The following is a 21,461-nucleotide window of genomic DNA, read 5'->3' as shown; positions in this document are numbered from 1 at the left end:
AGATGTCCGTTGTCCGTCGCGTCTGCCCTTTTGGGGAGCCGCGCCTTGGCACGCTGGCGTGGGTAGTTTTCAGTGCAGATTCGGTAATGCGTTGTGCAACAAATCCGTGTCTTTCAGAACGCTTGCGGCAGCGGCGATGTCCGGCGCCAGCCAGCGGTCCTGATCGTAGGCCGGGACTTTTTCGCGCAGCAGTCGCCAGGCGGTATCGGTGCCCGCGCCGAAGCGCTGTTCCTTGAGGAATTCAAATGCCTGGGCCGCCAGCAGGTACTCGATGGCGAGGATCTGCGTGCAGTTTTCCAGCGCGCGGTGCAGCTTCAGCGCGGCGTTGGTGCCCATGCTCAGATGGTCTTCCTGCAGGCCCGAGGTGACATAGTTGTCGAGCACCGCCGGCTGCGCCAACTGGCGGTTTTCCGCGCACAGCGACGCGGCGACGTATTGCACGATCATCATCCCGGAGTTCACCCCCGGATTGGCCACCAGAAACGCCGGCAGACCGCTGACGTGCGGGTTGATCAGACGATCCAGACGCCGCTCGGCAATCGAGCCGATTTCGGCCATCGCGATCGCCAGCAGATCCGCCGCCAGCGCCACCGATTGCCCGTGCGGGTTGGCCTGGGACATCACCCGGAAGTCATCCGGCGTGCCCAGCAGCAACGGGTTGTCGGTGCAGCCGTTGAGTTCGGTTTCGATCTGTTTGATCGCGTGTTCCAGTTGATCGCGGGCGGCGCCGTGCACCTGCGGGATCGAGCGGATGCTCAGCGCGTCTTGGGTGCGAATGCCTTTGCTCGTCGCAATCACTTCGCTGCCATCGAGCAAGGCGCGCAGATTGACGCCGACCTGCTGCATGCCCGGATGCGGCTTGAGCGCGATGATTTCGGCATCGAACGCGGCGATCTGGCCGCGCTGGGCTTCGAAGCTCATGGCGCCAATCACGTCGGCCCATTGCAGCAGACGCGTAGCGTCGGCAATTGCCAGGCAACCGAGGCCGGTCATGCACGGCGTACCGTTGACCAGACACAGACCGTCCTTCGCCCCGAGCTGCACCGGTTGCAGACCCTCTTCGGCCAGCGCCTGCTGTGCGGACACAACCTGCCCGCGATAGCTGACATTGCCCACGCCCAGCAGCGCGATGCCGATGTGCGCCATGTGGGTCAGGTAACCCACCGAGCCCTGCGACGGCACTTGCGGGGTGATGCCGCGATTGAGCAGTGCCAGCAGCGCTTCGACCACCCGACGATGAATGCCGGATTTGCCGTGGCTGTAGTTGCGGATCGCCGAGCACATGATTGCCCGGGTCTGCTCGTCGGCCAGCACCGGGCCGACGCCACAGGCATGGCTGAGCAAAGTGTTGCGCGACAGCTGGCTGAGCTGTTCGTCTTTCAGCGAGACGTTGCACAGCGCACCGAGCCCGGTGTTCACGCCATAGGCGCGCTCGCCGCTGGCAACAATGCGCTGGACGATGCCCTGTGCGTTTTCAATGCGCGCCCAGGTCTGCGCCGACAGCTCGAGCTGCGCGCCGTGACGGGCGACTGCGACCACATCCTGCCAACGCATCGGAGCGTCGGCGATAACGATTTTTTCAGCCTGGGACATCACTTACCTCAACCATAATTTTGATGCAGCTTCACCGGCCTCATCGCTGGCAAGCCAGCTCCCACAGAATCTCCGGTGCTCACACAATCCCTGTGGGAGCGGGCTTGCCCGCGATGAGGCCAGTCTGTGCACTGCAAAACTCAGATCAGACCACCGCCGCCCGCCGCTGCACAAAGCGGTCGACATATTCGTCCGCCGGCGAATGCAGGATCTCTTTCGGCGTACCGACCTGGATCAGGCGGCCGTCCTTGAGGATCGCGATGCGGTTGCCGATGCGCACGGCCTCGTCGAGGTCGTGGGTGATGAAGACGATGGTCTTGTGCAGGGTCTTTTGCAGCTCCAGCAACTGGTCCTGCATCTCGGCGCGGATCAGCGGATCCAGCGCACTGAACGCTTCGTCCATCAGGATGATGTCGGTGTCCGCCGCCAGGGCGCGGGCCAGGCCCACACGTTGGCGCATGCCGCCGGAGAGCTGGTGCGGGTATTTGTTTTCGTAGCCCTTGAGGCCCACCGTGTTGATCCAGTGCAGCGCACGTTCGGCGCACAGCTGCTTGGTCTCGCCACGCACCTTCAGGCCGTAGGCGACGTTGTCGAGGACGGTCTTGTGCGGCAGCAGGCCGAAGCTCTGGAACACCATGCTGATCTTGTGCCGGCGAAATTCGCGCAGGGCTTCCATGTCGTATTGCAGGATGTCCACGCCGTCCACCAGGATCGCGCCGCTGGTCGGGTCGATCAGGCGGTTGAAGTGGCGCACCAGCGTCGATTTGCCGGAGCCGGACAGGCCCATGATCACGAAGATCTCGCCGGTGCCGATGCTCAGGGACAAGTCGTTGACCCCGACCACGCAACCGGTTTCGTTCAGCACCTGATCCTTGGTCTTGCCCTGGCCGACCATCGCCAGTGCATCCTTGGCGCGGTTGCCGAAAATCTTGAAGACGTTTTTGACTTCGATCTTGCTCACGGTTGCGTTGCTCATTTGCTCACCTCATGCCGTGGCCGACCATACGCCTGGGTAATGCGGTCGATGACCACTGCGAGAATCACGATCGCCAGACCGGCTTCCAGGCCACGTCCGACGTTGAGGGTCTGAATGCCCACCAGCACATCTTCACCCAGGCCACGGGCGCCGATCATCGAGGCGATCACCACCATCGACAGGGCCATCATGGTGGTCTGGTTGATCCCGGCCATGATGCTCGGCAGGGCCAGCGGCAGTTGCACGCCGAACAGTTGCTGCCAGCGGTTGGCACCGAAGGCGTTGATCGCTTCCATCACTTCGCCGTCGACCTGGCGGATGCCCAGATCGGTCAGGCGGATCAGCGGCGGCGCGGCGTAGATCACGGTGGCGAAAATCGCCGGCACCTTGCCCAGGCCGAACAGCATCAGCACCGGAATCAGGTACACGAAGCTGGGCATGGTCTGCATGATGTCGAGCAACGGCATCAGCACCGAACGCAGGCGATTACTGCGCGCCGAGAGAATCCCCAGCGGTACGCCGATCAGCACCGAAATGACCGTCGCCACCATCATCAGCGCGAGGGTCTGCATCAACTTGTCCCACAGACCGACAGCGCCGACCAGGAACAACAGACCGACGATCACCGCGGTGGTCACGACTTTGCGCGTTGCGTGCCAGGCCACGACGCCGACGATGGCCAGCATCAACCACCACGGCGCGGCGCGCAGCAGGCCTTCAAGATTGACGATGGCCCACAGCAGGGTGTCGGAGATATGGCGGAACACATCGCCGTAGTTGGTGACCAGCGCATCGACCCAACCGTTGACCCAGTCGGCGATGGAAAAGGTAAAGCTTTCGGGAAACATAAGCGGCTCTCAATCAGGAAACTCAATCAAGCGATTGCGGCGAACACCCCGGCCAGCCTCTCGGTTGGCCGGGAGGAATTCGACCTACAGCGCCGCGTCGATTTTCTTGGCAGCGTCTTCACTCACCCACGCATGCCAGACCTCAGGATGTTCCTTGAGGAAGATTTTCGCCAGTTTTGGCGACTCGATACGTTCCTTCGCCATGCGGCCCAGGTTCTGGTTCAGCAGGTCGATCGGCAGGTTGACCTTTTCCAGCACGGCCACCAGCTCCGGCGCTTGTTCGTGGAAGGTCTTGGACAGACCGACCTTGATGGTCACGGTCTTGTCGACGCCCGCTTTCTCTTCCAGTTTCACCGCGTCGATCTGGCCCATCAGCGGGGTTGGCGACCAGTAGTAGAACAGGATCGGCTCGCCACGCTTGTAGCTCGACAGCACGGCCGCATCCAGCGCCGGACCGGTGCCCGGACGGAAGTTGGTGTAGCTGTTTTCCAGGCCGTAGCTTTTCAGCATTTCGCTGTTGTCCAGCTCGCAGGTCCAGCCGGCCGGGCAGTTGTAGAAGCGGCCCTTGGAAGGCTCTTCGGCGTCCTTGAAGACAGCGGCGTATTTGCCCAGGTCGGTGATGTTTTTCAGGTCCGGCGCCTTGGCTTCGAGTTTGCGTTTGGCGTCGCCTTCGATCACGTAGCGCGGCACGTACCAGCCTTCGATCGCACCCACCACCGGGGCGCCGACACCGACGACCTTGCCGGCCTTCTCGGCCTTGTTCCAGACCTCGCTGCGGCCGACCCATTCTTCGGCGAAGATCTGGATGTCGTTGCTGCTCAGGGCGTTTTCCATGGTGATGGAGTTGCCCGGCAGGCTGTCGGTCTTGCAGTCGTAACCTTTCTCCAGCACCACTTGCAGAACGTCGGTCAGCAGCATGCCGCTTTCCCAGTTCAGGCCGGCGAATTTCACCGGTTTGCCGGACTCGCACCAGCCGGCGGCCTGGGTCGCGCCGGCGCTGGCCAGCAGGCCCATGGAAAGCAATGTGGTCAGCAGGGTCTTGTTCGATTTCATTGTTGTGACGCTCCTAATCATGAATTGGCTTACGGCAGTCAAGAGGCATCCAGCCCTGTCCACGTCCAGATCAGGCCTGCGCCGCAGCGCGACCGGCCCCGCTTGTTTTAGGTTGTACAACGCTGTCCTGCTCGACGGGCAGAATCAGTCGATCGGGTACGGTGCCGTGCCATTTTTTCGCGCAGACGTAGTACAGCGCTGCGGGCAGCACGAGACCGATGATCCAGGAAATATCCACATCCCCCAGGGCCGCTACCAATGGACCGGTATAGAACTTGGTGGAAATGAACGGCAGTTGCACCAGCACCCCGAACACATAAACGCTGATACCGAGGATGTTCCAGCGGCCGTAGCGACCGTTCGGATCCGCCAGCGCCGGTACGTCATAGCGCTCGCGGGTGATGCAGTAGTAGTCCACCAGGTTGATCGCGCTCCACGGCGTGAAGAACGCCAGCAGGAACAGGATGAAGGACTTGAATGCACCGAGGAACGAGTGCTGGCCGAGCAGCGCGATCAGGGTCGCCGCGCCGACGATCACCAGCACGAACACCAGACGCTGCATCCGGGTAACCGTCAGGTGGCCACGGAAGCCGCTGATGATTGTCGCGATGCACATGAAGCTGCCGTAGGAGTTCAGGGTGGAGATGGTGACCTTGCCGAACGCAATGCTGAAATACAGCAGCGCGGCGGTGGCACCGGTCCCGCCCAGACCCACGATGTAAGCGACTTCATGACCGGCGAATTGCCCGTTGGCCGAAGCGGCCGCGAACACACCGAGGATCATCGCCACCTGCGCACCAATCACCGAACCGGCACCGGCGGCAAAGAAGGTTTTCACCGAAGACACCTTGCTCGGCAGGTAGCGCGAGTAGTCCGCCACGTACGGGCCGAAAGCGATCTGCCAGGAGGCCGCGAGCGACACCGCCAGCAGGAAACTGCTCCAGCTGAAGTGGCGGATTTCCAGAAGTGCGCCGACGTCCACCTGGCTCATCAGACGGCTGAACAGATAAACGAAAGCAATCACGCCAATGACACTGGCGATGCGGCCGATCCAGTGAATCACCCGATAGCCGAGCACCGTGACCACGACGATGACGCTGGCAAAAAGCAGGATGCCGACGGTGTCGCTGACCCCGAACAACTGGCCCAGCGCCTGACCGGACAACACGGTCCCGGTGGCGGTGAAGCCGAGGTACATCAGGCACACCAGCACGATCGGAATCGCCGCGCCGTAGACGCCGAACTGCACCCGGCTGGAAATCATCTGCGGCAGGCCAAGCTTCGGCCCTTGTGCCGCATGCAGCGCCATCACCCCGCCGCCCAGCAATTGACCGATCAGCAGACCGATCAACGACCAGAACACATCGCCGCCCAGCACCACGGCCAGGGCCCCGGTGACAATCGCGGTGATTTGCAGGTTGGCACCCATCCACAGGGTGAACTGACTGAACAGACGACCGTGTCTTTCCGCTTCCGGGATGTAGTCGATCGAACGCCTTTCGATCAACGGTTTACTGCCTGCACGATCGGTGTTGCCCGCCATGATTCAACCTCTGTGGATTGTTCTGATTGTTCACTAAGCTTCTGTAGGGCAGCTTTTCTGTGGGAGCGAGCTTGCTCGCGAAAGCGATTTGTCAGTCAGCACAGATACTGGATGTGCCGGCCTCTTCGCGAGCAAGCTCGCTCCCACATAAAGCCAAGCCTTTTATTTGCCGGTAATCATCGGCAGGTTCAGCCCTTGTTCCTTGGCGCAGTCGATGGCGATCTGGTAACCGGCATCGGCGTGACGCATCACACCGGTACCCGGGTCGTTGTGCAGGACGCGAGCGATACGCTCGGCCGCTTCGTCAGTACCGTCGCAGACAATCACCATGCCCGAGTGCTGGGAGAAGCCCATGCCGACGCCGCCGCCGTGGTGCAGGGACACCCAGGTCGCACCGCTCGCGGTGTTCAGCAGCGCGTTGAGCAGCGGCCAGTCGGAGACTGCATCGGAGCCGTCCTGCATCGATTCGGTTTCACGGTTCGGGCTGGAAACCGAGCCGGAGTCGAGGTGGTCGCGACCGATCACGATCGGTGCCGACAGCTCGCCGCTGCGGACCATTTCGTTGAACGCCAGACCGAGCTTGGCGCGCAGGCCCAGGCCGACCCAGCAGATACGCGCCGGCAGACCCTGGAAGCTGATGCGCTCGCGGGCCATGTCCAGCCAGTTGTGCAGGTGGGCGTCGTCCGGGATCAGCTCTTTGACTTTGGCGTCGGTCTTGTAGATGTCCTGTGGATCACCCGACAGCGCAGCCCAGCGGAACGGGCCGATGCCACGGCAGAACAGCGGACGGATGTAGGCCGGTACGAAGCCCGGGAAATCGAATGCGTTTTCGACGCCTTCTTCCTGAGCCATCTGACGGATGTTGTTGCCGTAGTCGAAAGTCGGCACGCCCATTTTCTGGAAGTCGAGCATGGCTTTGACGTGAACGGCCATCGATTGCTTGGCGGCCTTGACCACAGCGGCTGGCTCGGTCTTGGCGCGGGCGCGGTATTCGTCCCAGGTCCAGCCGGCCGGCAGGTAACCGTTGAGCGGGTCGTGGGCGCTGGTCTGGTCGGTGACCATATCCGGACGCACGCCGCGCTTGACCAGTTCCGGAAGGATTTCAGCGGCGTTGCCGCACAGGGCGATGGAAACGGCCTTGCCTTCGGAGGTGTATTTGGCGATGCGGGCCAGTGCGTCGTCGAGGTCTTTGGCCTGCTCGTCGACGTAGCGGGTCTTGAGGCGGAAATCGATGCTGATCTGCTGGCATTCAATGTTCAGCGAGCAGGCACCGGCGAGGGTTGCGGCCAGTGGCTGGGCGCCGCCCATGCCACCAAGGCCGGCGGTCAGTACCCATTTGCCGGTGAGGTTGTCGTTGTAGTGCTGGCGACCGGCTTCAACGAAGGTTTCGTAGGTGCCCTGGACGATGCCCTGGCTGCCGATGTAGATCCAGCTGCCGGCGGTCATCTGGCCGTACATGGCCAGACCTTTGGCGTCGAGTTCGTTGAAGTGTTCCCAGGTCGCCCAGTGCGGCACCAGGTTGGAGTTGGCGATCAGCACGCGCGGGGCGTTGCTGTGGGTCTTGAACACGCCGACCGGCTTGCCCGATTGCACCAGCAGGGTTTCGTCTTCGTTGAGGTTGGTCAGGCTCTCGACGATCTTGTCGTAGCACTCCCAGTTACGCGCAGCGCGACCGATGCCACCGTAGACCACCAGCTCTTTCGGGTTCTCGGCGACTTCCGGATCGAGGTTGTTCATCAGCATGCGCAGCGGCGCTTCGGTCAGCCAGCTCTTGGCGGTCAGCTTGTTGCCGCGGGCGGCGCGGATTTCGACGTCACGGAATTTAGTGCGGTTGTTGTCAGTCACGAAAAAGACTCCTCAGCGATCAATTCAAACCAACCCTGGCAGTGGGCAAGCAGCCTGTGCGCATCAGTGCGCGACAAGCGAATCAGTGGACGCTGCGGAGAGTCTCGTTCGACTCATACGCATACGTCTTTACTTGTACATACAAGCATATGCAATCGAGCGGCCAACTTGTTGGAGGGTCGTTCAACAAAAATCCCGGACAGGGCTGGAGAGCGCCTGAATCAAGGGCTCTGGCGTCCATGAAATTTTTCCCGGGGTGGATTGAGGGCGGCGAGAGGTTGTTACGAAAGCGTGGTTTTGCGCCACGCTGGGGCGTTCGGTAACAAGTTGGTGCGCATTTCGGGAACGTCGGGACGAAAAAAAACCGCTGCTTTCAAAGCAGCGGTTTTTGATCGTTAGATCGTTCCCACGCGGACGGTTCGACGTGGGAACGATCACGCAGAGCGTGTGAACGAATCAGCGCGGGGACAGTTCGATCACGCAGCAGCCGGCATTGACGGCGATCTCGGCCAGCCCGGTGTTACCGTCCAGTTGCAGGCAGTCATGGCGGCCGAGTTGCGAGGCGCGACCACCGACCGTGACCTCCAGTAGTTCACTGGCGCTGAAGACCAGCACGGTGCTCGCCGAACTGAAAAACCGCTGTTCGCCGTCCAGCCATTGCAGGCGTGCGCTGTAGCGCTGGGGCGAATAGATCAGGTTGAAGTCGCGGATTGCGCCGCCGAGCAAGGTGCAGGACACCTGGCTCTCGCCGCTGAAGGCAAACGGGTCGAGGGGTAACAACGGCCGTGTAACGTCGCCGTCGACACACAGGGTCATGCCGTCGCCCTGCAATACCGTGATCACTCGCTGGTAACCGGCGAAGGTCGAGAAGCCGCCGGATTCGGCAATGTCGGCAATCGACAGACGCCAGCCAAAACCGTCGAGGCCGGCGCCGGCGTCACGGGTGATTTCCTCGGTGCTGCCGCCGCCGTTTTTCCACGGCATGCGCGGGTAGCCTTCGGCGCGTAAAACCTTCACTTCACTCATTTATGCTCTCTATTTATGAAACCGACCTTCCAGACGATGACGGGAACCGGGGTGAATCAGACGCGCCGCCGTCACTGGCTGACGACCCGACCACGTGCGGCGGCGGATCAACAGGCAAGGCTCGCCTTTTTCGATCTGCAGCAATTTGCATTCGGACGCTTCGGCGAGGATCGCTTCGACCACGTGCTCGCCTTCGGTCAGCGGCGCGACCTGGTTCAGATAGGCGTAAGGCGTTTGCAGGGTGAAATCCTGCTTGAGGTATTCCGGGGCGACCAGCGCGTTGACGAAACGGTCTTCGATCTGCACCGGAATGTCGTTTTCGTAATGCACGATCAGCGAGTGAAAGACTTTCTGCCCTTCACGCATGTCCAGCGCCAGCGCGCGCTCGGAGCCGGCGGCCTCTTCTTCCAGGGTAATCACCTGGCAGGTGTGGCGATGGCCACGGGAGGCGATTTCGTCGGCGATGTTGTGCACTTCGAACAGCGCGGACTGGCTCTTCGGTTCGGCGACAAAAGTACCGACGCCTTGCATACGTACCAGCAGACCGTCGGCAGTCATTTCCCGCAGTGCGCGGTTGATCGTCATGCGGCTGAAGCCTAGCTGGCTGACCAGTTCGCTTTCCGACGGAACGCGGTAGTGCGGCGGCCAGTTACCGCTGTCGATCTGCTGGGTGATCATCTGCTTGACGCGGGCGTACAAGGGCGCCGGACTGTCGCCCATGTTCGCGGCCAACGGGGAGACTGGAGGCGGAGTCGGCACGGTGGATCCCTGTTCATTGGATGAAAGTTGCTAGCTTGCCGGAGTTTACCGGGCAGGCAAACGTCTGTATATGTATATACAAATAACACACGATGGGGTGCTGAACCATGTCCGCCTTCTTTGCCGAACGCGCGCTGCTGCCTAACGGATGGGCCAACAATGTACGTCTCGAGGTCAGCGCCGATGGCGTGCTGACCCGAATCCAGGCCGATTCCACCGCAGATGGCGCCGAACGGTTGAGCGGCCCGCTGCTGCCGGGGATGCCGAATCTGCACTCCCACGCGTTCCAGCGGGCGATGGCGGGACTTGCTGAAGTGGCGGGCAATCCCAACGACAGTTTCTGGACCTGGCGCGATCTGATGTATCGGCTCGTCGGAAAAATCAGCCCCGACCAGCTCGGTGTGATTGCCCGTCAGCTGTACATCGAAATGCTCAAGGCCGGTTACACCTCGGTCGCCGAATTCCATTACGTCCACCACGGTCACAACGGCCAGCCGTACGCCGACCCGGCCGAGCTGGCGTTGCGCATCAGCCAGGCAGCCAGCTCGGCAGGTATCGGTCTGACCTTGCTGCCTGTGCTCTACAGCCACAGCGGCTTCGGCGGCCAGACGCCGAACGAAGGCCAGCGCCGCTTCATCAACAGCACCGAAAACTATCTGGCACTGCAATCGCGCCTGCAGCCGCTGTTGGCTCAACAGAAGGCGCAGTCGCTGGGCCTGTGCTTCCACTCGTTGCGCGCGGTCACGCCGCAGCAAATCAGCGAAGTGCTGGCGGCCAGCGACAAGCAATGCCCGGTGCACATCCACATCGCCGAACAGCAGAAGGAAGTCGACGACTGCCTGAGCTGGAGCGGTCGCCGCCCGCTGCAATGGCTGTACGAAAACACCGAAGTCGATCAGCGCTGGTGCCTGGTGCACGCGACCCACGCCAATCCGGAAGAAGTCACGCTGATGGCCAAGAGTCGCGCCATCGCCGGTCTCTGCCTGACCACCGAGGCCAACCTTGGCGACGGGATTTTCCCGGCAGTGGATTTCCTCGCTCAGGGCGGGCGCATGGGCATCGGTTCCGACAGCCATGTGTCTTTGAGTGTGGTGGAAGAACTGCGCTGGCTGGAATACGGCCAACGCCTGCGCGATCAGCGGCGCAACCGCTTGTATGGCGCGGATCAGCCGATGGTCGGCCGTACGCTGTACGACGCAGCGCTGGATGGCGGCGCTCAGGCTCTGGGCCAGCCAATCGGCGCGCTGGAAGTCGGCAAGCGTGCCGACTGGATTGTGCTCGATGGCAGTGATCCGTATCTGGCCACGGCCAGCGGTGACGGGATTCTCAATCGCTGGCTGTTCGCCGGTGGCGACCGTCAGGTGCGCGATGTGCTGGTCAACGGTCAATGGGTCGTTCGTGACGGGCGACATGCCGGGGAGGAGGACAGCAATCGCGCCTTCACCCAGGTTCTGCGAGAGCTTTTGGGCTGACACAAAAAAAACCTGTGGGGTTGTCCTCCACAGGTTTTTTTGCACCTCAGCTACTGATCGTTCCCACGTCGAGGCGTCGAACCGTCTGCGTGGTAATGCCTCAATGGACGCTCTGCGTCCGCTTTTGGGACGCGGAGCGTCCCGGGCTGCATTCCCACGCAGAGCGTGGGAACGATCAGAGAGCAGTGCTCAGTTGGACGTCTTGGCCATCTGCTGATCCGACGTACGCCAGATCAGTCGCGTGGTGTCGTAACCCTGCTGACGCGCCTTGCTCAGCAGTTCCTCGCGCACCACACCGTTGACAGTCGGCGTGCGGGACAACAGCCACAGGTAGCGACGACTCGGGTCGCCGACGAGGGCGGTCTTGTAGTCATCGCTGACGTACAGCACCCAGTATTGCCCCTTCGCCACACCCGGAATCAGCCGCGAGAACCAGGTATCGAATTCGACCCACAGCTTGTCGGTCTTGCCCGGCACCTGTGGATAAGCCGTGCCTTTGACTTCTTCCCACTGCCAGTCCGCCGTCAGGCAGCGGTTGTACACCGCGATATTGCCGTCGGGCTTGAGGGAATAACGGGCTTCGGATTGCGCGCAATTGCGCTGGAAGTACATCGGCAGACGCGCCAGCTCGTACCAGGTGCCCTGGTAACGCTTGAGATTGACACTGTTGACCGTCTTCGGCGCCAGCGGATCTTCACCGGACGTGGCGCAGCCGGCCAATACCAGGCCGGCCAAAAGAACAAGCAATAACCGCTTCATTGTTTTTCTCCCGTGGGCGCGTAGCCCCGGTTTACTTCAGGCCTTGGCCGGAAAACATCAGCACTTTGTCACCGGCGTACTGCACGCTGATAAAGCTGTTCTTGTCGCCCCAGGTGCAACTGGACATGCCGAGCGCGCCCGAGCAATCGGTGGGCTTGCCAAGCAGCGTCTCCACTTCGGCTTTGGCCATGCCGGCCGAAAGCTTCGAATAGTTTTCCTGATTGACCTTGCTGCATGCGGCCAACAGCACGCAAAACGACAGCAGGGCGATAGATCGCAGCGACATGGTGGAACTCCTGGAACGGAAGGGGGATGGCATGGCGCCAACCAGAAGCTTAGAAGAGAAAACCCCTGTCTGGTTCCCTGGGAGGCTGGCTATTTGTTAGCCCGCTCGTCCGGCATTCGTCGGCAAATCAGACAGTTCGTAGGGGTATTGAGCATTTCGTCGCTTTTCGCAAAAACCGCCTAATCTTTGGCGCGGCGCGGTCGAAATAAGAGCAGCGCAAAGCCCGATAGTGTGGCAAATTGCCGCCCTTTCTTGACCAGCCCCTTCGCGGTAGCTCACTTAATGACCAGAAACATGAAATTCAGCCACAAGATCTTGTTGGCTGCCGCCCTCGTGGTGGCCGTTGCGTTCGCCTGTTTCATTTTGTTCAACGACTATCGCCAGCGCGAAGCCCTGCAAAGCAGCACCGAAGCATCAATGCAGGAACTGGGCAGCCTGACCACCAGCAACATCCAGACCTGGCTGGAAAGCCGCATCCAGTTGCTGCAATCGATGGCGCAACAGGTTGTCGCCGACGGCAACGCGCCGGCCAGCCTGAAACGCATCATCGACCTGCCCGCCTACACCGGCAATTTCCAGCTCAGCTACTTCGGCGGCGCCGACGGTGTGATGTTCTCGGTTCCGGCCGGCAACCGTGCACCTGATTACGATCCGCGCGCCCGCGGCTGGTACAAGGCAGCCAACGCTGCGCAACAGACCATCGTCACCGAACCGTACATCGCCGCCTCGTCGGGCAAACTGGTGATCACCGTCGCCACGCCGGTGCAGCGCCAGGGCCAGATGATCGGTGTGGCCGGCGCCGACATTGATCTCTCCAGCGTCAGCGCGATCATCAACTCGCTGAACTTCGGCGGCCACGGTCACGCGTTCATCGTCAGTGCCGACGGCAAGATCCTGATCCACCCGGACAGCAAGCTGGTGCTCAAAACCCTGGCCGAGGCCTACCCCAACGGTGCGCCGAAAGTCAGTCCGGGCCTGAAAGAAGTCGAGTTCGACGGCAAGACCCAACTGATCTCCTTCACCCACGTCAACGGCGTGCCGTCGGCCGACTGGTACGTGGCGCTGGTGCTGGACAAGGACACCGCGTTCTCGATGCTCAGCGAATTCCGCACCTCGGCGCTGATCGCCATGGTCATCGCCGTGGTAATCATCATCGCCCTGCTCGGCATGCTGATCCGCGTGCTGATGCAGCCGCTGCTGACCATGGGCCGCGCCATGCACGACATCGCCGAAGGCGAAGGTGACCTGACCAAACGCCTGACCATTCACGGCCACGATGAATTCGGCGCACTGGGCACCTCGTTCAACCGTTTCGTCGAGCGCATTCACACCTCGATCCGCGAAGTGTCGTCGGCCACCGGGCAAGTCAACGAAGTCGCCCTGCGCGTAGTCGCCGCGTCGAACTCGTCGATGTTCAACTCCGACCAGCAGGCCTCGCGCACCAACAGCGTGGCCGCCGCGATCAACCAGCTCGGCGCCGCCGCCCAGGAAATCGCCCAGAACGCCGCCCTCGCCTCGCAACACTCAAGCGATGCGCGCAGCCTGGCCGAAGACGGCCAGCAGGTGGTGGATAAAACCATCCACGCGATGCAACAGCTGTCGGCGAAGATCAGCGACTCCTGCGGCAACATCGAAACCCTGAACAGCAACACCGTGAACATCGGGCAGATTCTGGAAGTGATCACCAGCATCTCCCAGCAGACCAACCTGCTGGCGCTCAACGCCGCCATCGAAGCGGCCCGTGCCGGTGAGGCCGGTCGTGGTTTCGCCGTGGTGGCCGACGAAGTCCGCAACCTGGCGCACCGCACCCAGGATTCGGCGCAGCAAGTGCAGAAGATGATTGAAGAGCTGCAAGTCGGCGCGCGTCAGGCGGTCGGCATCATGACCGAGAGCCAGCGCGAGAGCGAAAGCAGCGTCGGCATCGCCAACCAGGCCGGCGAACGCTTGGGCAGCGTGACCCAGCGCATCGGCGAGATCGACGGCATGAACCAGTCGGTAGCGACGGCGACGGAAGAGCAGACGGCGGTGGTCGAGTCGATCAACGTTGATATCAACGAGATCAACACGCTGAACCAGGAAGGTGTGGAAAACTTGCAGGCGACGTTGCGGGCTTGTGCGGATCTGGAGCAGCAGGCTGCGCGACTCAAGCAGTTGGTGGGTAGTTTCCGGATCTGAGGCGCGGCTACTGACCTCATCGCTGGCAAGTCGAGTCGTCGCACCGTAGCTCCCACAGGTAATGTGTGTTTACACAATTTGTGTTTCACATCAAACACTGTGGGAGCGGGCTTGCCCGCGATAGCGGTATACATGACGCAGAAGGCCGGAAATGTAATCCGCGATTCGCAAGGAGATGTGGCTAATGAACAAGAAACACGATTGCACGGATTCAGATCAAACTACTTTACTGGCAATCCTTGCATTGGGTACCGACGAGATTGATCAAGAAAAGTACAGAGACGTTGAAGACTTGTTTCTTGAATTGGATAAAATGAACGCGGACAAGCTAGAAACTTGACCCAGGCTGTTTGAGAAACTCCAGCTCCTCAACCGTAGACTCCCGCCCCAACACCGCATTGCGATGCGGAAACCGTCCAAACCGCGCAATCACCCGCTGATGTCGCTCCGCATAATCCAGGTTGTCGGCAAACACCCCGCGCTCCGCCTCCGGCTGTTCAGCCACCAGTTCGATGAATCGTGAAACCGCTTCATTCTGCACCGCGAGGTTTTCGCTGTGTTCGAAGACGAGGTAGATGAAGAGTCGCTGAATCGGTTTCAACTGCCGATCGAAGTCTGCAGCAATCCCCTGAGCAACCAGTTTCTGTGCCCGTAGATCGCCGGAAAAAGCCTTGGGCGTATCGCGAAAGATCATTCGCGGGAGTTGGTCGAGCAACAGCACCACCGCCAGCCAACCCTCGGGACGTTGCGTCCATTCGGTCAATTCGCCAGCGAGGGCCTGATCGACAAAGACCCCGAAACGCTCACGCGCTTCGAGGTCCTGGCTGTCTTTCTTGCCGAACCACAACCCGCCCTGTTGGGCCGTTACTTCAGTAGCTGATTCGGAGTGTCCGAACCACCAATCGAGCAACGGCTGCCAGGGCACGTTCATGGTTTATTCCTTGTGGTAAGCCGTGGCGCGGGCGACTTCTTCTTTCGAGCCGAGGAACACCGCTACGCGCTGGTGCAGGCCTTCAGGCTTGATGTCGAGAATGCGCTGGTGACCGTCGGTGGAAGCGCCGCCCGCCTGTTCCACCAGGAACGACATCGGGTTGGCTTCGTACATCAGGCGCAGTTTGCCCGGCTTGGACGGCTCGCGGCTGTCGCGCGGGTACATGAACAGACCGCCACGGGTCAGGATGCGGTGAACGTCGGCAACCATCGCCGCGACCCAACGCATGTTGTAGTTCTTTTTCAGCGGGCCTTCTTCACCGGCCAGCAGTTCCGAAACGTAGCGCTGTACCGGAGCTTCCCAGTGACGCTGGTTGGACATGTTGATGGCGAATTCCTGGGTGGTTTCAGGAATGGTGATGTCTTCGTGGGTCAGGACGAAGCTGCCCATTTCGCGGTCCAGGGTGAAGCCTTTCACGCCGTGGCCCAGGGTCAGCACCAGCATGGTCTGCGGGCCGTAAATGGCGTAACCGGCGGCAACCTGCTGGGTACCTGGCTGCAGGAAGGCCTTCTCATTCAGAGGCTCGTTCTGGCTCAGGTATTCGTTCGGGCAACGCAGCACGGAGAAGATGGTGCCGACCGGGGCGTTGATGTCGATGTTCGACGAACCGTCCAGCGGGTCGAATACCAGCAGGTAGGCGCCTTTCGGGTATTTGCCCGGGATCTGGTAGGCGTTGTCCATTTCTTCGGACGCCATGCCGGCCAGGTGACCGCCCCACTCGTTGGCTTCGAGCAGGATTTCGTTCGACAGCACGTCGAGCTTCTTCTGCACTTCGCCTTGCACGTTTTCCGTGCCCATGCTGCCCAGAACACCGCCCAGGGCGCCTTTGGACACGGCGTGGCTGATCTCTTTACAGGCACGCGCCACCACTTCGATCAGGAAACGCAGATCGGCAGGAGTGTTGTTGCTGCGGGTCTGCTCAATCAAATAGCGACTCAGGGTAACGCGGGACATGGACGGCTCCGGTGGAATGGGGGGCTAAAAACCCGCGCAGTTTACAGGGAGTCTGAAACCGTAGCGAGCAATGACGCCCGGTAACGTGCGTCGGGTGCAATTCCTGCTATCAGACGTGATCGAACCCAGAGAGTTCAGGTACCGGATTCAGCGTAGTTGGAAACCCGACGGGTGTAGAGGCCACACCCGTCATATTCACGACTTGGCCGGCGGTTTGCGCAGCAGGCTGAAGGCCATCGCTGCCAGAAACAGCACACTGAGCAGCAACACCGCCCACAGGCCGAACTTCTTCCAGTTGGTGTCCGCCGTGGCCGAGGTGGTGGCTGTCGAAGTCTGGGTCGCCAGCGCTTCGCCCTGCACTGTGGCCTTGCCCAGCGTGGCCAGTTTCTCCGGTTTGAAATCGGGAATCAGCGTGGTCAGCGGCAGGTTGGCCGTTTTCACGGTCGGATTGCCCAGCGCCAGGCTGTACGGTCCTTCGCCACGGGCAAGGAAGATCACCTGAGTGGCGCGCACTGCGTATTTCACACTTGGCGCCTGCTCGCCGAGGCCACCGCCGCGTTCGTCGACCGTCAGTTTCAACTGCTGCACGGTCTGGCCGTAGAGCTGCAATTCGTTCTGCACCACGTCCTGGCCGTTCTGGGTCAGGCGATAGAGCAAGCCGCTGATCAGCGGTTGCCACGGCAGACTGCTTTCGCGACGTCCCGACAGGGTCACCGGCGCGAGGCTGTTGGCCTGTTTCAGTTCGACCTGCACCCGCTCGATATTCAGCCCCATCGGCAGCTGCCAGGTGTATTCGCCGGGCTTGCCGCTGCTGCCGGCCAGCGCCGGCGACCAGACCAATGGCAGCGGCAGGTTGCGCGGGTCGCTGCTTTTCAGTTGCGCCGACGTCAGGACCGGCGCCGAAGCCGGCGAATCCCACAGCAGACGCAGATACCGCGCGGACTGCCCCGGCAGCGCCACTTCATGCTGCTCGACCCGTTCGTCGGCAAATGTCAGGCGCGCGACCTGGCCTTCGCCCCAGGCCTGCCAGTGCTGCAAGTCGTCGCTGGCCTCGATGCTGAAACGCTGGAAGCCGTCGCGCTCGCTGGTCCAGTCGAGGATCAGTTGCTGCAGCGGCGCCTTGATCGCGCTGGCATCGAGCAGCCAGCCGCGCAGCACTTCCTCACCAGCTTCGAGCTGACTGGACGGCTGCACCTCCACCAGCGTGCCGGTGGTGGTGGACTGCACGCGCACGCTCGGCGCGCGTTCGGTGGCATCCGCCGAGTTGTACAGCGGGAACCACTTCACCTCATGCAACTGGCCGTCGTCGCGGGTTTGCGCCGATTCCCGGGCCAGCGCATAGGCCTGTGGCTCTCCGGCGGCGTTGAACACCCGCAGATCACTGAGATCGGTCTGACGTGCCTGCAACTGCACGCTCAGCGGCAGTTCGAGGCGATACCAAGGGCCGGAGCCACTGACCGACAACGGCACCTGCGCGGCGAAGTCCGCCGGTTTTTCCTGGGCGCCGGCCGTCATGGCCACGCCCAGCAACAGCCACCCGAGATTAAGCTTGCGACTCAAGACGACACTCCTTCGGTTTCCGGGGCCGGTTTGTCCGCCGCCGGTGCAGCGTCGACGCGTTTGGGCGGCAGCGGCGCAAAGTAGCCCACCACCAGCAGCAACACGCCGACGCCGATGAACGAGACGATCCGGGCCAGTCCGCCACGGTTGCTCAATTCGACAAAAATCAGTTTGGCCACCACCAGCGCAATCAGCGCCGCGCCGATCAACCACACTTCGCGGCGATGGCGCAGGTGCCCGCCGATCATCAGTCCGAGCGCCATCAGCGTCCAGACGATGGACAGACCGGCCTGCACCAGCATCGATTCGAGCAGCAGATCCAGCTCGAACGGAATGCCGGCCCAATGGTGCGCGGCGCGGGTGACCAGCGCAGTGCAGAACGCGAACAGCGAAACACCAGCGATCAGTTGCGTTGCGTAAGCCGCGTAATCCTGGCGGATCGACAGCTCGGCAACGGCGCTGCGCGACCAGACGTAGACACCGAACAACGCAAACAGCAGACCCAACTCCAGCGGGTTGAGCAGCGGTACATAAGGCAGCGGCTCGGCATTGCCATCGCTGACGCCATTGGCCAGCCAGAACCAGACCAGCATCAACACCGCCAGCGGCGCCGCCGCGTACAGGCGATATTCCCGAGGGAACGCCGCCACCGGCCACGGCCACTGACGCGGTGCGGCCATCAGCAACAGATACACACTCGGCAGAATCGCCCAGCCCAGCCAGCGCCAGGCGTTGTATTGCTCGGACAACAGCAGCAGGCCGTAACGCAACTCCAGCGCCAGCACGCCGATCAGCAGCCAGCAACCGAGCACATGCGCCGTGCTCAAGGACCGCGCTGGCAACATCGGCGCCAGACGCCGCAGGCTGATGAAATGCACAACGAACACCGCGACCCAGGCCAGCCAGCCGAAATCCGCCGCCGGGTGATAGCGAGAATGCCACGCACCGAGCAACACCAGCCCGGCCGCCGGAATCAGCACGGTGCAGAGCAACCCGAGCGACGGCCATTTCAGACGCAGGGCCAACAGCGTCCACAACGCGACGCTCAGTGCGGCCACCAGCAGCAACAGCGTTGCCTGCAGATTCAGCGGCGTAAACCGCAGCACTTCGCTGATCCACGCCAGCGCCCACCAACCGGCGCCCCACACCAGCAACACTTCGGACAGGCGCTGCAGACTCAGCACGTCGAACGCCGAAGCGTGATTGCCCAGTTGCAGGCGCCACGCCCCGATCATCGCTGCCAGGCCCAACACCAGTGGCGTCCAGAATCCGCCATGGGCCAGCGGTCGCAGCCCTTCGCTGGACAGCGGCCCGAGCAATTCGGGGCCTGCCAGCAAAAACGCCGCGCCGCCGATCAGTTGCAACAGCAGACCGAAGACAAAACTCACGCGCTGCTTGAGGTACAGGCTGAGCCAGATGATCAGCAAGCCACTGGCCGCCCACACCGCGCTCGCGGTTTGCCATGGCAGCACGAACAACACCGCCAGATTGATCAGCACCAGACCCGCCAGCAGCACCAACGACAAACCGCGCAGCAGACGAACATCGCTGCGCACCATCTCGTCGCGCGCCGCCAGCAGCATGCCGGCGATCAGCGCCAGACCGATCAGCGATGCGCTGAGCAGACCGCTCCACCCGGCGCTGAACACCGCCGCCGAATCCTCGCCCGCTCCTTGCAGGCGCAACAGGAACAACGCCCCGCCGAGCAGTTGCACGGCAAACGCGGTGAACAGGAAGGTGCGCGATTGCAGGCGCAAGCCGACGAACAAGGTCACCAGACCGGCCAGCGCCCAACTGATCGCCGTGCCCTGAGTAAAGAAGAACAGCGGCGCCAGCAGATACAGGAAGGTCAGCCCGAGACACGCCAGCACCGGCAAGCCCTGACGCTCCCACGGTGAAGTTTGCTCCGGCAACGCCTTGCGCAATTGATAGAAGCTGAACAACAACGCCGCGCCGAGCATCAATGCGCCCAGCGGCGCACCGTCGAGCAGACTGCTTTCGCCAACGCGCAACTGGCTGAGAAACGCCAGTGCCGAGCCCAGTTGCAGCAGCAATGCGAAGGCCCGGGCCAACGGCCGTTGCTGACGCAAGCCGAGCCAGAAAATCCCCGCGCCCTCCACCGCCCAGGCGGCGGAGGTCCAGCGCGCATCCAGCCCCAATGGAATCGCCAGGCTGGCGAAAATCACGCCGAGCGCCAGGCAAGTCTCACCCAGCAACAATGCGCGTCCGCCCATCAGCACTTTGGCGAGGGCCATGTAGATCATGCCCAGCGCCAACGCACTGAACGCGGCGGCGAATTCCAGATGCTGGACCAGCGCGAATTGCAGACCGAAGCCCACCAGCGGCGGACCGAACAGCATCGTCCCGTCGACGTAGTCACCCTTGCGCGCCGACCAGTGCAGCAGCGCCTCGCGGTCACCGTCGGCCGGTGCATCCGGCAGGTCCAGCAACTTGCGTCGGGCGAACAGCAGGCCGATGGCCAGGTACATCAGGAAGAACAGAATCAGGAACGGCTCGGTGCTCCACAACAGTTCCGGCGTGTACGAACGCAGGCCCCAGGCGAAACCGATGCCGAAGGTGCCAACGAAGCCGATCAGGTTGAGCAGGCGCCAGGCCTTGAACCAGGCGATGGCCAGAATGCCGGCGTTGAGCAATGCGAAATAACTGAACAGCGCGACATGGTTGCCGGCGCCCGTAGAAGTCAGGATCGGCGCGGCGAAACCGCCCAGTGCGGCGACGCAGGCCAGGGCCAGGGAATCCTGAGTGATGGCCAGAATGGCCGAGAACACCGTCACAGCCACCAACAATCCCAGCGCGGCAGACGGATCGAGCAGCGGGTGCAGACGCATCGCCGCGAACACCGTCAGGTACAACACCGCGATCCCGGTGCCTTGCAGCATCAAGGCGTAGCTGCTGTTGCGATGGCGCAACCACCAGCCCAGCGCCAGCAATCCCAGCGCCGCCGCCGCGACCCCGGCGTAACGCAATTCGATCGGCACCACCATGCCTTCGGTGGCGTAGCGCAGCAGGAAGGCCAGACCAAAGAACAACAGCACCACGCCGACCCGCAGCACGGTATTGCCACCGAACAGCCAGTTACGCGCAGCGCTGATGCCGCGCTCGATAAGGTTCGGGCCACGAGGTTCGGCAGGCGGTTGTGGTTCGCGGGTGACAGGTTCCGGGCGCCAGACATCGGCCGGCAGCGGCTGGCTCGGTTCGCTAGCGGCGACAGCAACAGGTTCGAGTTCCGGTGGCAGTTCCCAGACCAGCTCGGGTTCTGCGGCAGAGGGTTGTTCAAATACCGTGACGGGTTCAACGATCGTTTCGCTGGCCGGCGCGACGCTCGGCGGCGCTGGCGAATGCGCCGGAGCGCCCTCCAGCAGAAACAGTCGCTGTTCGACGCCCTGCAACGCGATCTTCGCGTGATCCAGCTGACGCTGTTGCTCGGCAGCCTGCGAACCGAGCCGGGCAATGCGCATCGCCTGCCCGATGGCGAGCCCCAGCAACGCGCCCAACAGCGCATCGCTGAACGACTCGTCGAGCAGCCAGCCGAGCAGCAGCCCGATCAACATGAACATCCATTGCATGGTCGATATCCCTAAGCGGCCCCTGGTTGGGGCA

At 62.1% G+C, this 21,461-nt stretch carries 17 protein-coding genes; 3 read left to right on the top strand and 14 right to left on the bottom strand.

The genetic code is table 11. The annotated features are described in order from the left end of the window. Nucleotides 1–69 precede the first annotated feature (69 nt). The 8 genes from hutH to hutC form a co-directional block, all read right to left on the bottom strand. Nucleotides 70–1,593 carry a histidine ammonia-lyase gene (gene hutH / locus IHQ43_RS01945; RefSeq protein ID WP_192563191.1) on the bottom strand — a complete coding sequence of 508 codons (1,524 nt, stop codon included), beginning with the start codon at nucleotides 1,591–1,593 and terminating at the stop codon, nucleotides 70–72. Nucleotides 1,594–1,738: 145 nt separating this feature from the next. Then, a complete protein-coding gene (locus IHQ43_RS01940; protein WP_179692956.1) occupies nucleotides 1,739–2,569 on the bottom strand; it encodes a quaternary amine ABC transporter ATP-binding protein in 831 nt (276 codons plus the stop codon). Further along, the gene (locus tag IHQ43_RS01935; protein WP_007952475.1) at nucleotides 2,566–3,417 is read right to left on the bottom strand and encodes an ABC transporter permease; all 852 of its coding nucleotides are present in this window, start codon (nucleotides 3,415–3,417) and stop codon (nucleotides 2,566–2,568) included. The genes IHQ43_RS01940 and IHQ43_RS01935 overlap by 4 nt, the downstream gene beginning before the upstream one ends. Nucleotides 3,418–3,501: 84 nt before the next feature. After that, nucleotides 3,502–4,470 carry an ABC transporter substrate-binding protein gene (locus tag IHQ43_RS01930; protein WP_192563190.1) on the bottom strand — a complete coding sequence of 323 codons (969 nt, stop codon included), beginning with the start codon at nucleotides 4,468–4,470 and terminating at the stop codon, nucleotides 3,502–3,504. Nucleotides 4,471–4,540: 70 nt separating this feature from the next. Beyond that, a complete protein-coding gene (locus IHQ43_RS01925) occupies nucleotides 4,541–6,013 on the bottom strand; it encodes a purine-cytosine permease family protein (protein ID WP_085608389.1) in 1,473 nt (490 codons plus the stop codon). A 162-nt stretch (nucleotides 6,014–6,175) separates the two neighbouring features. Continuing rightward, nucleotides 6,176–7,858, bottom strand: coding sequence for a urocanate hydratase (gene hutU / locus IHQ43_RS01920; protein ID WP_064382814.1), 1,683 nt, complete (start codon nucleotides 7,856–7,858; stop codon nucleotides 6,176–6,178). Nucleotides 7,859–8,314: 456 nt separating this feature from the next. Next, entirely contained in the window at nucleotides 8,315–8,884 is a 570-nt protein-coding gene (locus IHQ43_RS01915; RefSeq protein WP_192563189.1) for a HutD/Ves family protein, read from the bottom strand. Between the two features lie 9 nt (nucleotides 8,885–8,893). Continuing rightward, entirely contained in the window at nucleotides 8,894–9,604 is a 711-nt protein-coding gene (hutC, locus tag IHQ43_RS01910) for a histidine utilization repressor (RefSeq protein WP_170844914.1), read from the bottom strand. A 146-nt stretch (nucleotides 9,605–9,750) separates the two neighbouring features. On the opposite strand from hutC, the gene IHQ43_RS01905 reads away from it, so the two are divergent. After that, nucleotides 9,751–11,115: a formimidoylglutamate deiminase gene (locus IHQ43_RS01905; RefSeq protein ID WP_192563188.1), complete on the top strand. Its 1,365-nt coding sequence runs from the start codon at nucleotides 9,751–9,753 to the stop codon at nucleotides 11,113–11,115. Nucleotides 11,116–11,304: 189 nt separating this feature from the next. On the opposite strand, the gene IHQ43_RS01900 is transcribed toward IHQ43_RS01905, so the two are convergent. Further along, nucleotides 11,305–11,874, bottom strand: coding sequence for a lipocalin family protein (locus IHQ43_RS01900; RefSeq protein ID WP_192563187.1), 570 nt, complete (start codon nucleotides 11,872–11,874; stop codon nucleotides 11,305–11,307). 31 nt (nucleotides 11,875–11,905) lie between these two features. Further along, nucleotides 11,906–12,160 carry a hypothetical protein gene (locus tag IHQ43_RS01895; RefSeq protein WP_007952486.1) on the bottom strand — a complete coding sequence of 85 codons (255 nt, stop codon included), beginning with the start codon at nucleotides 12,158–12,160 and terminating at the stop codon, nucleotides 11,906–11,908. Between the two features lie 282 nt (nucleotides 12,161–12,442). Between IHQ43_RS01895 and IHQ43_RS01890 the strand changes: the two genes are divergently transcribed. Both IHQ43_RS01890 and IHQ43_RS01885 read left to right on the top strand, forming a co-directional pair. Continuing rightward, on the top strand, nucleotides 12,443–14,335 hold the full coding sequence (locus tag IHQ43_RS01890) for a methyl-accepting chemotaxis protein (protein WP_208492428.1): 1,893 nt from the start codon (nucleotides 12,443–12,445) through the stop codon (nucleotides 14,333–14,335). A gap of 184 nt (nucleotides 14,336–14,519) precedes the next feature. Beyond that, nucleotides 14,520–14,675, top strand: coding sequence for a hypothetical protein (locus IHQ43_RS01885; RefSeq protein ID WP_192563185.1), 156 nt, complete (start codon nucleotides 14,520–14,522; stop codon nucleotides 14,673–14,675). Here IHQ43_RS01885 and IHQ43_RS01880 read toward each other — a convergent pair. From IHQ43_RS01880 to IHQ43_RS01865, 4 genes are all read right to left on the bottom strand, one after another. Continuing rightward, nucleotides 14,664–15,266, bottom strand: a complete 603-nt coding sequence (locus IHQ43_RS01880) for a DUF924 family protein (protein WP_192563184.1) — start codon at nucleotides 15,264–15,266, stop codon at nucleotides 14,664–14,666. The two genes, IHQ43_RS01885 and IHQ43_RS01880, sit on opposite strands and share 12 nt — an antisense overlap. A 3-nt stretch (nucleotides 15,267–15,269) precedes the next feature. Then, on the bottom strand, nucleotides 15,270–16,280 hold the full coding sequence (locus tag IHQ43_RS01875) for a class 1 fructose-bisphosphatase (RefSeq protein ID WP_192563183.1): 1,011 nt from the start codon (nucleotides 16,278–16,280) through the stop codon (nucleotides 15,270–15,272). A 195-nt stretch (nucleotides 16,281–16,475) separates the two neighbouring features. Further along, nucleotides 16,476–17,840, bottom strand: a complete 1,365-nt coding sequence (locus IHQ43_RS01870) for a DUF3999 domain-containing protein (RefSeq protein ID WP_192563182.1) — start codon at nucleotides 17,838–17,840, stop codon at nucleotides 16,476–16,478. Next, complete coding sequence (locus IHQ43_RS01865) at nucleotides 17,837–21,427, bottom strand: DUF2339 domain-containing protein (protein ID WP_192563181.1); 3,591 nt, start codon at nucleotides 21,425–21,427, stop codon at nucleotides 17,837–17,839. The genes IHQ43_RS01870 and IHQ43_RS01865 overlap by 4 nt, the downstream gene beginning before the upstream one ends. Between the last annotated feature and the right edge of the window lie 34 nt (nucleotides 21,428–21,461).

This window comes from Pseudomonas gozinkensis (assembly GCF_014863585.1).
Lineage (GTDB): Bacteria > Pseudomonadota > Gammaproteobacteria > Pseudomonadales > Pseudomonadaceae > Aquipseudomonas > Aquipseudomonas gozinkensis.
The sequence above is the reverse complement of the archived record's forward strand: the minus strand, read 5'-3'. Positions and strand labels throughout refer to the sequence as shown.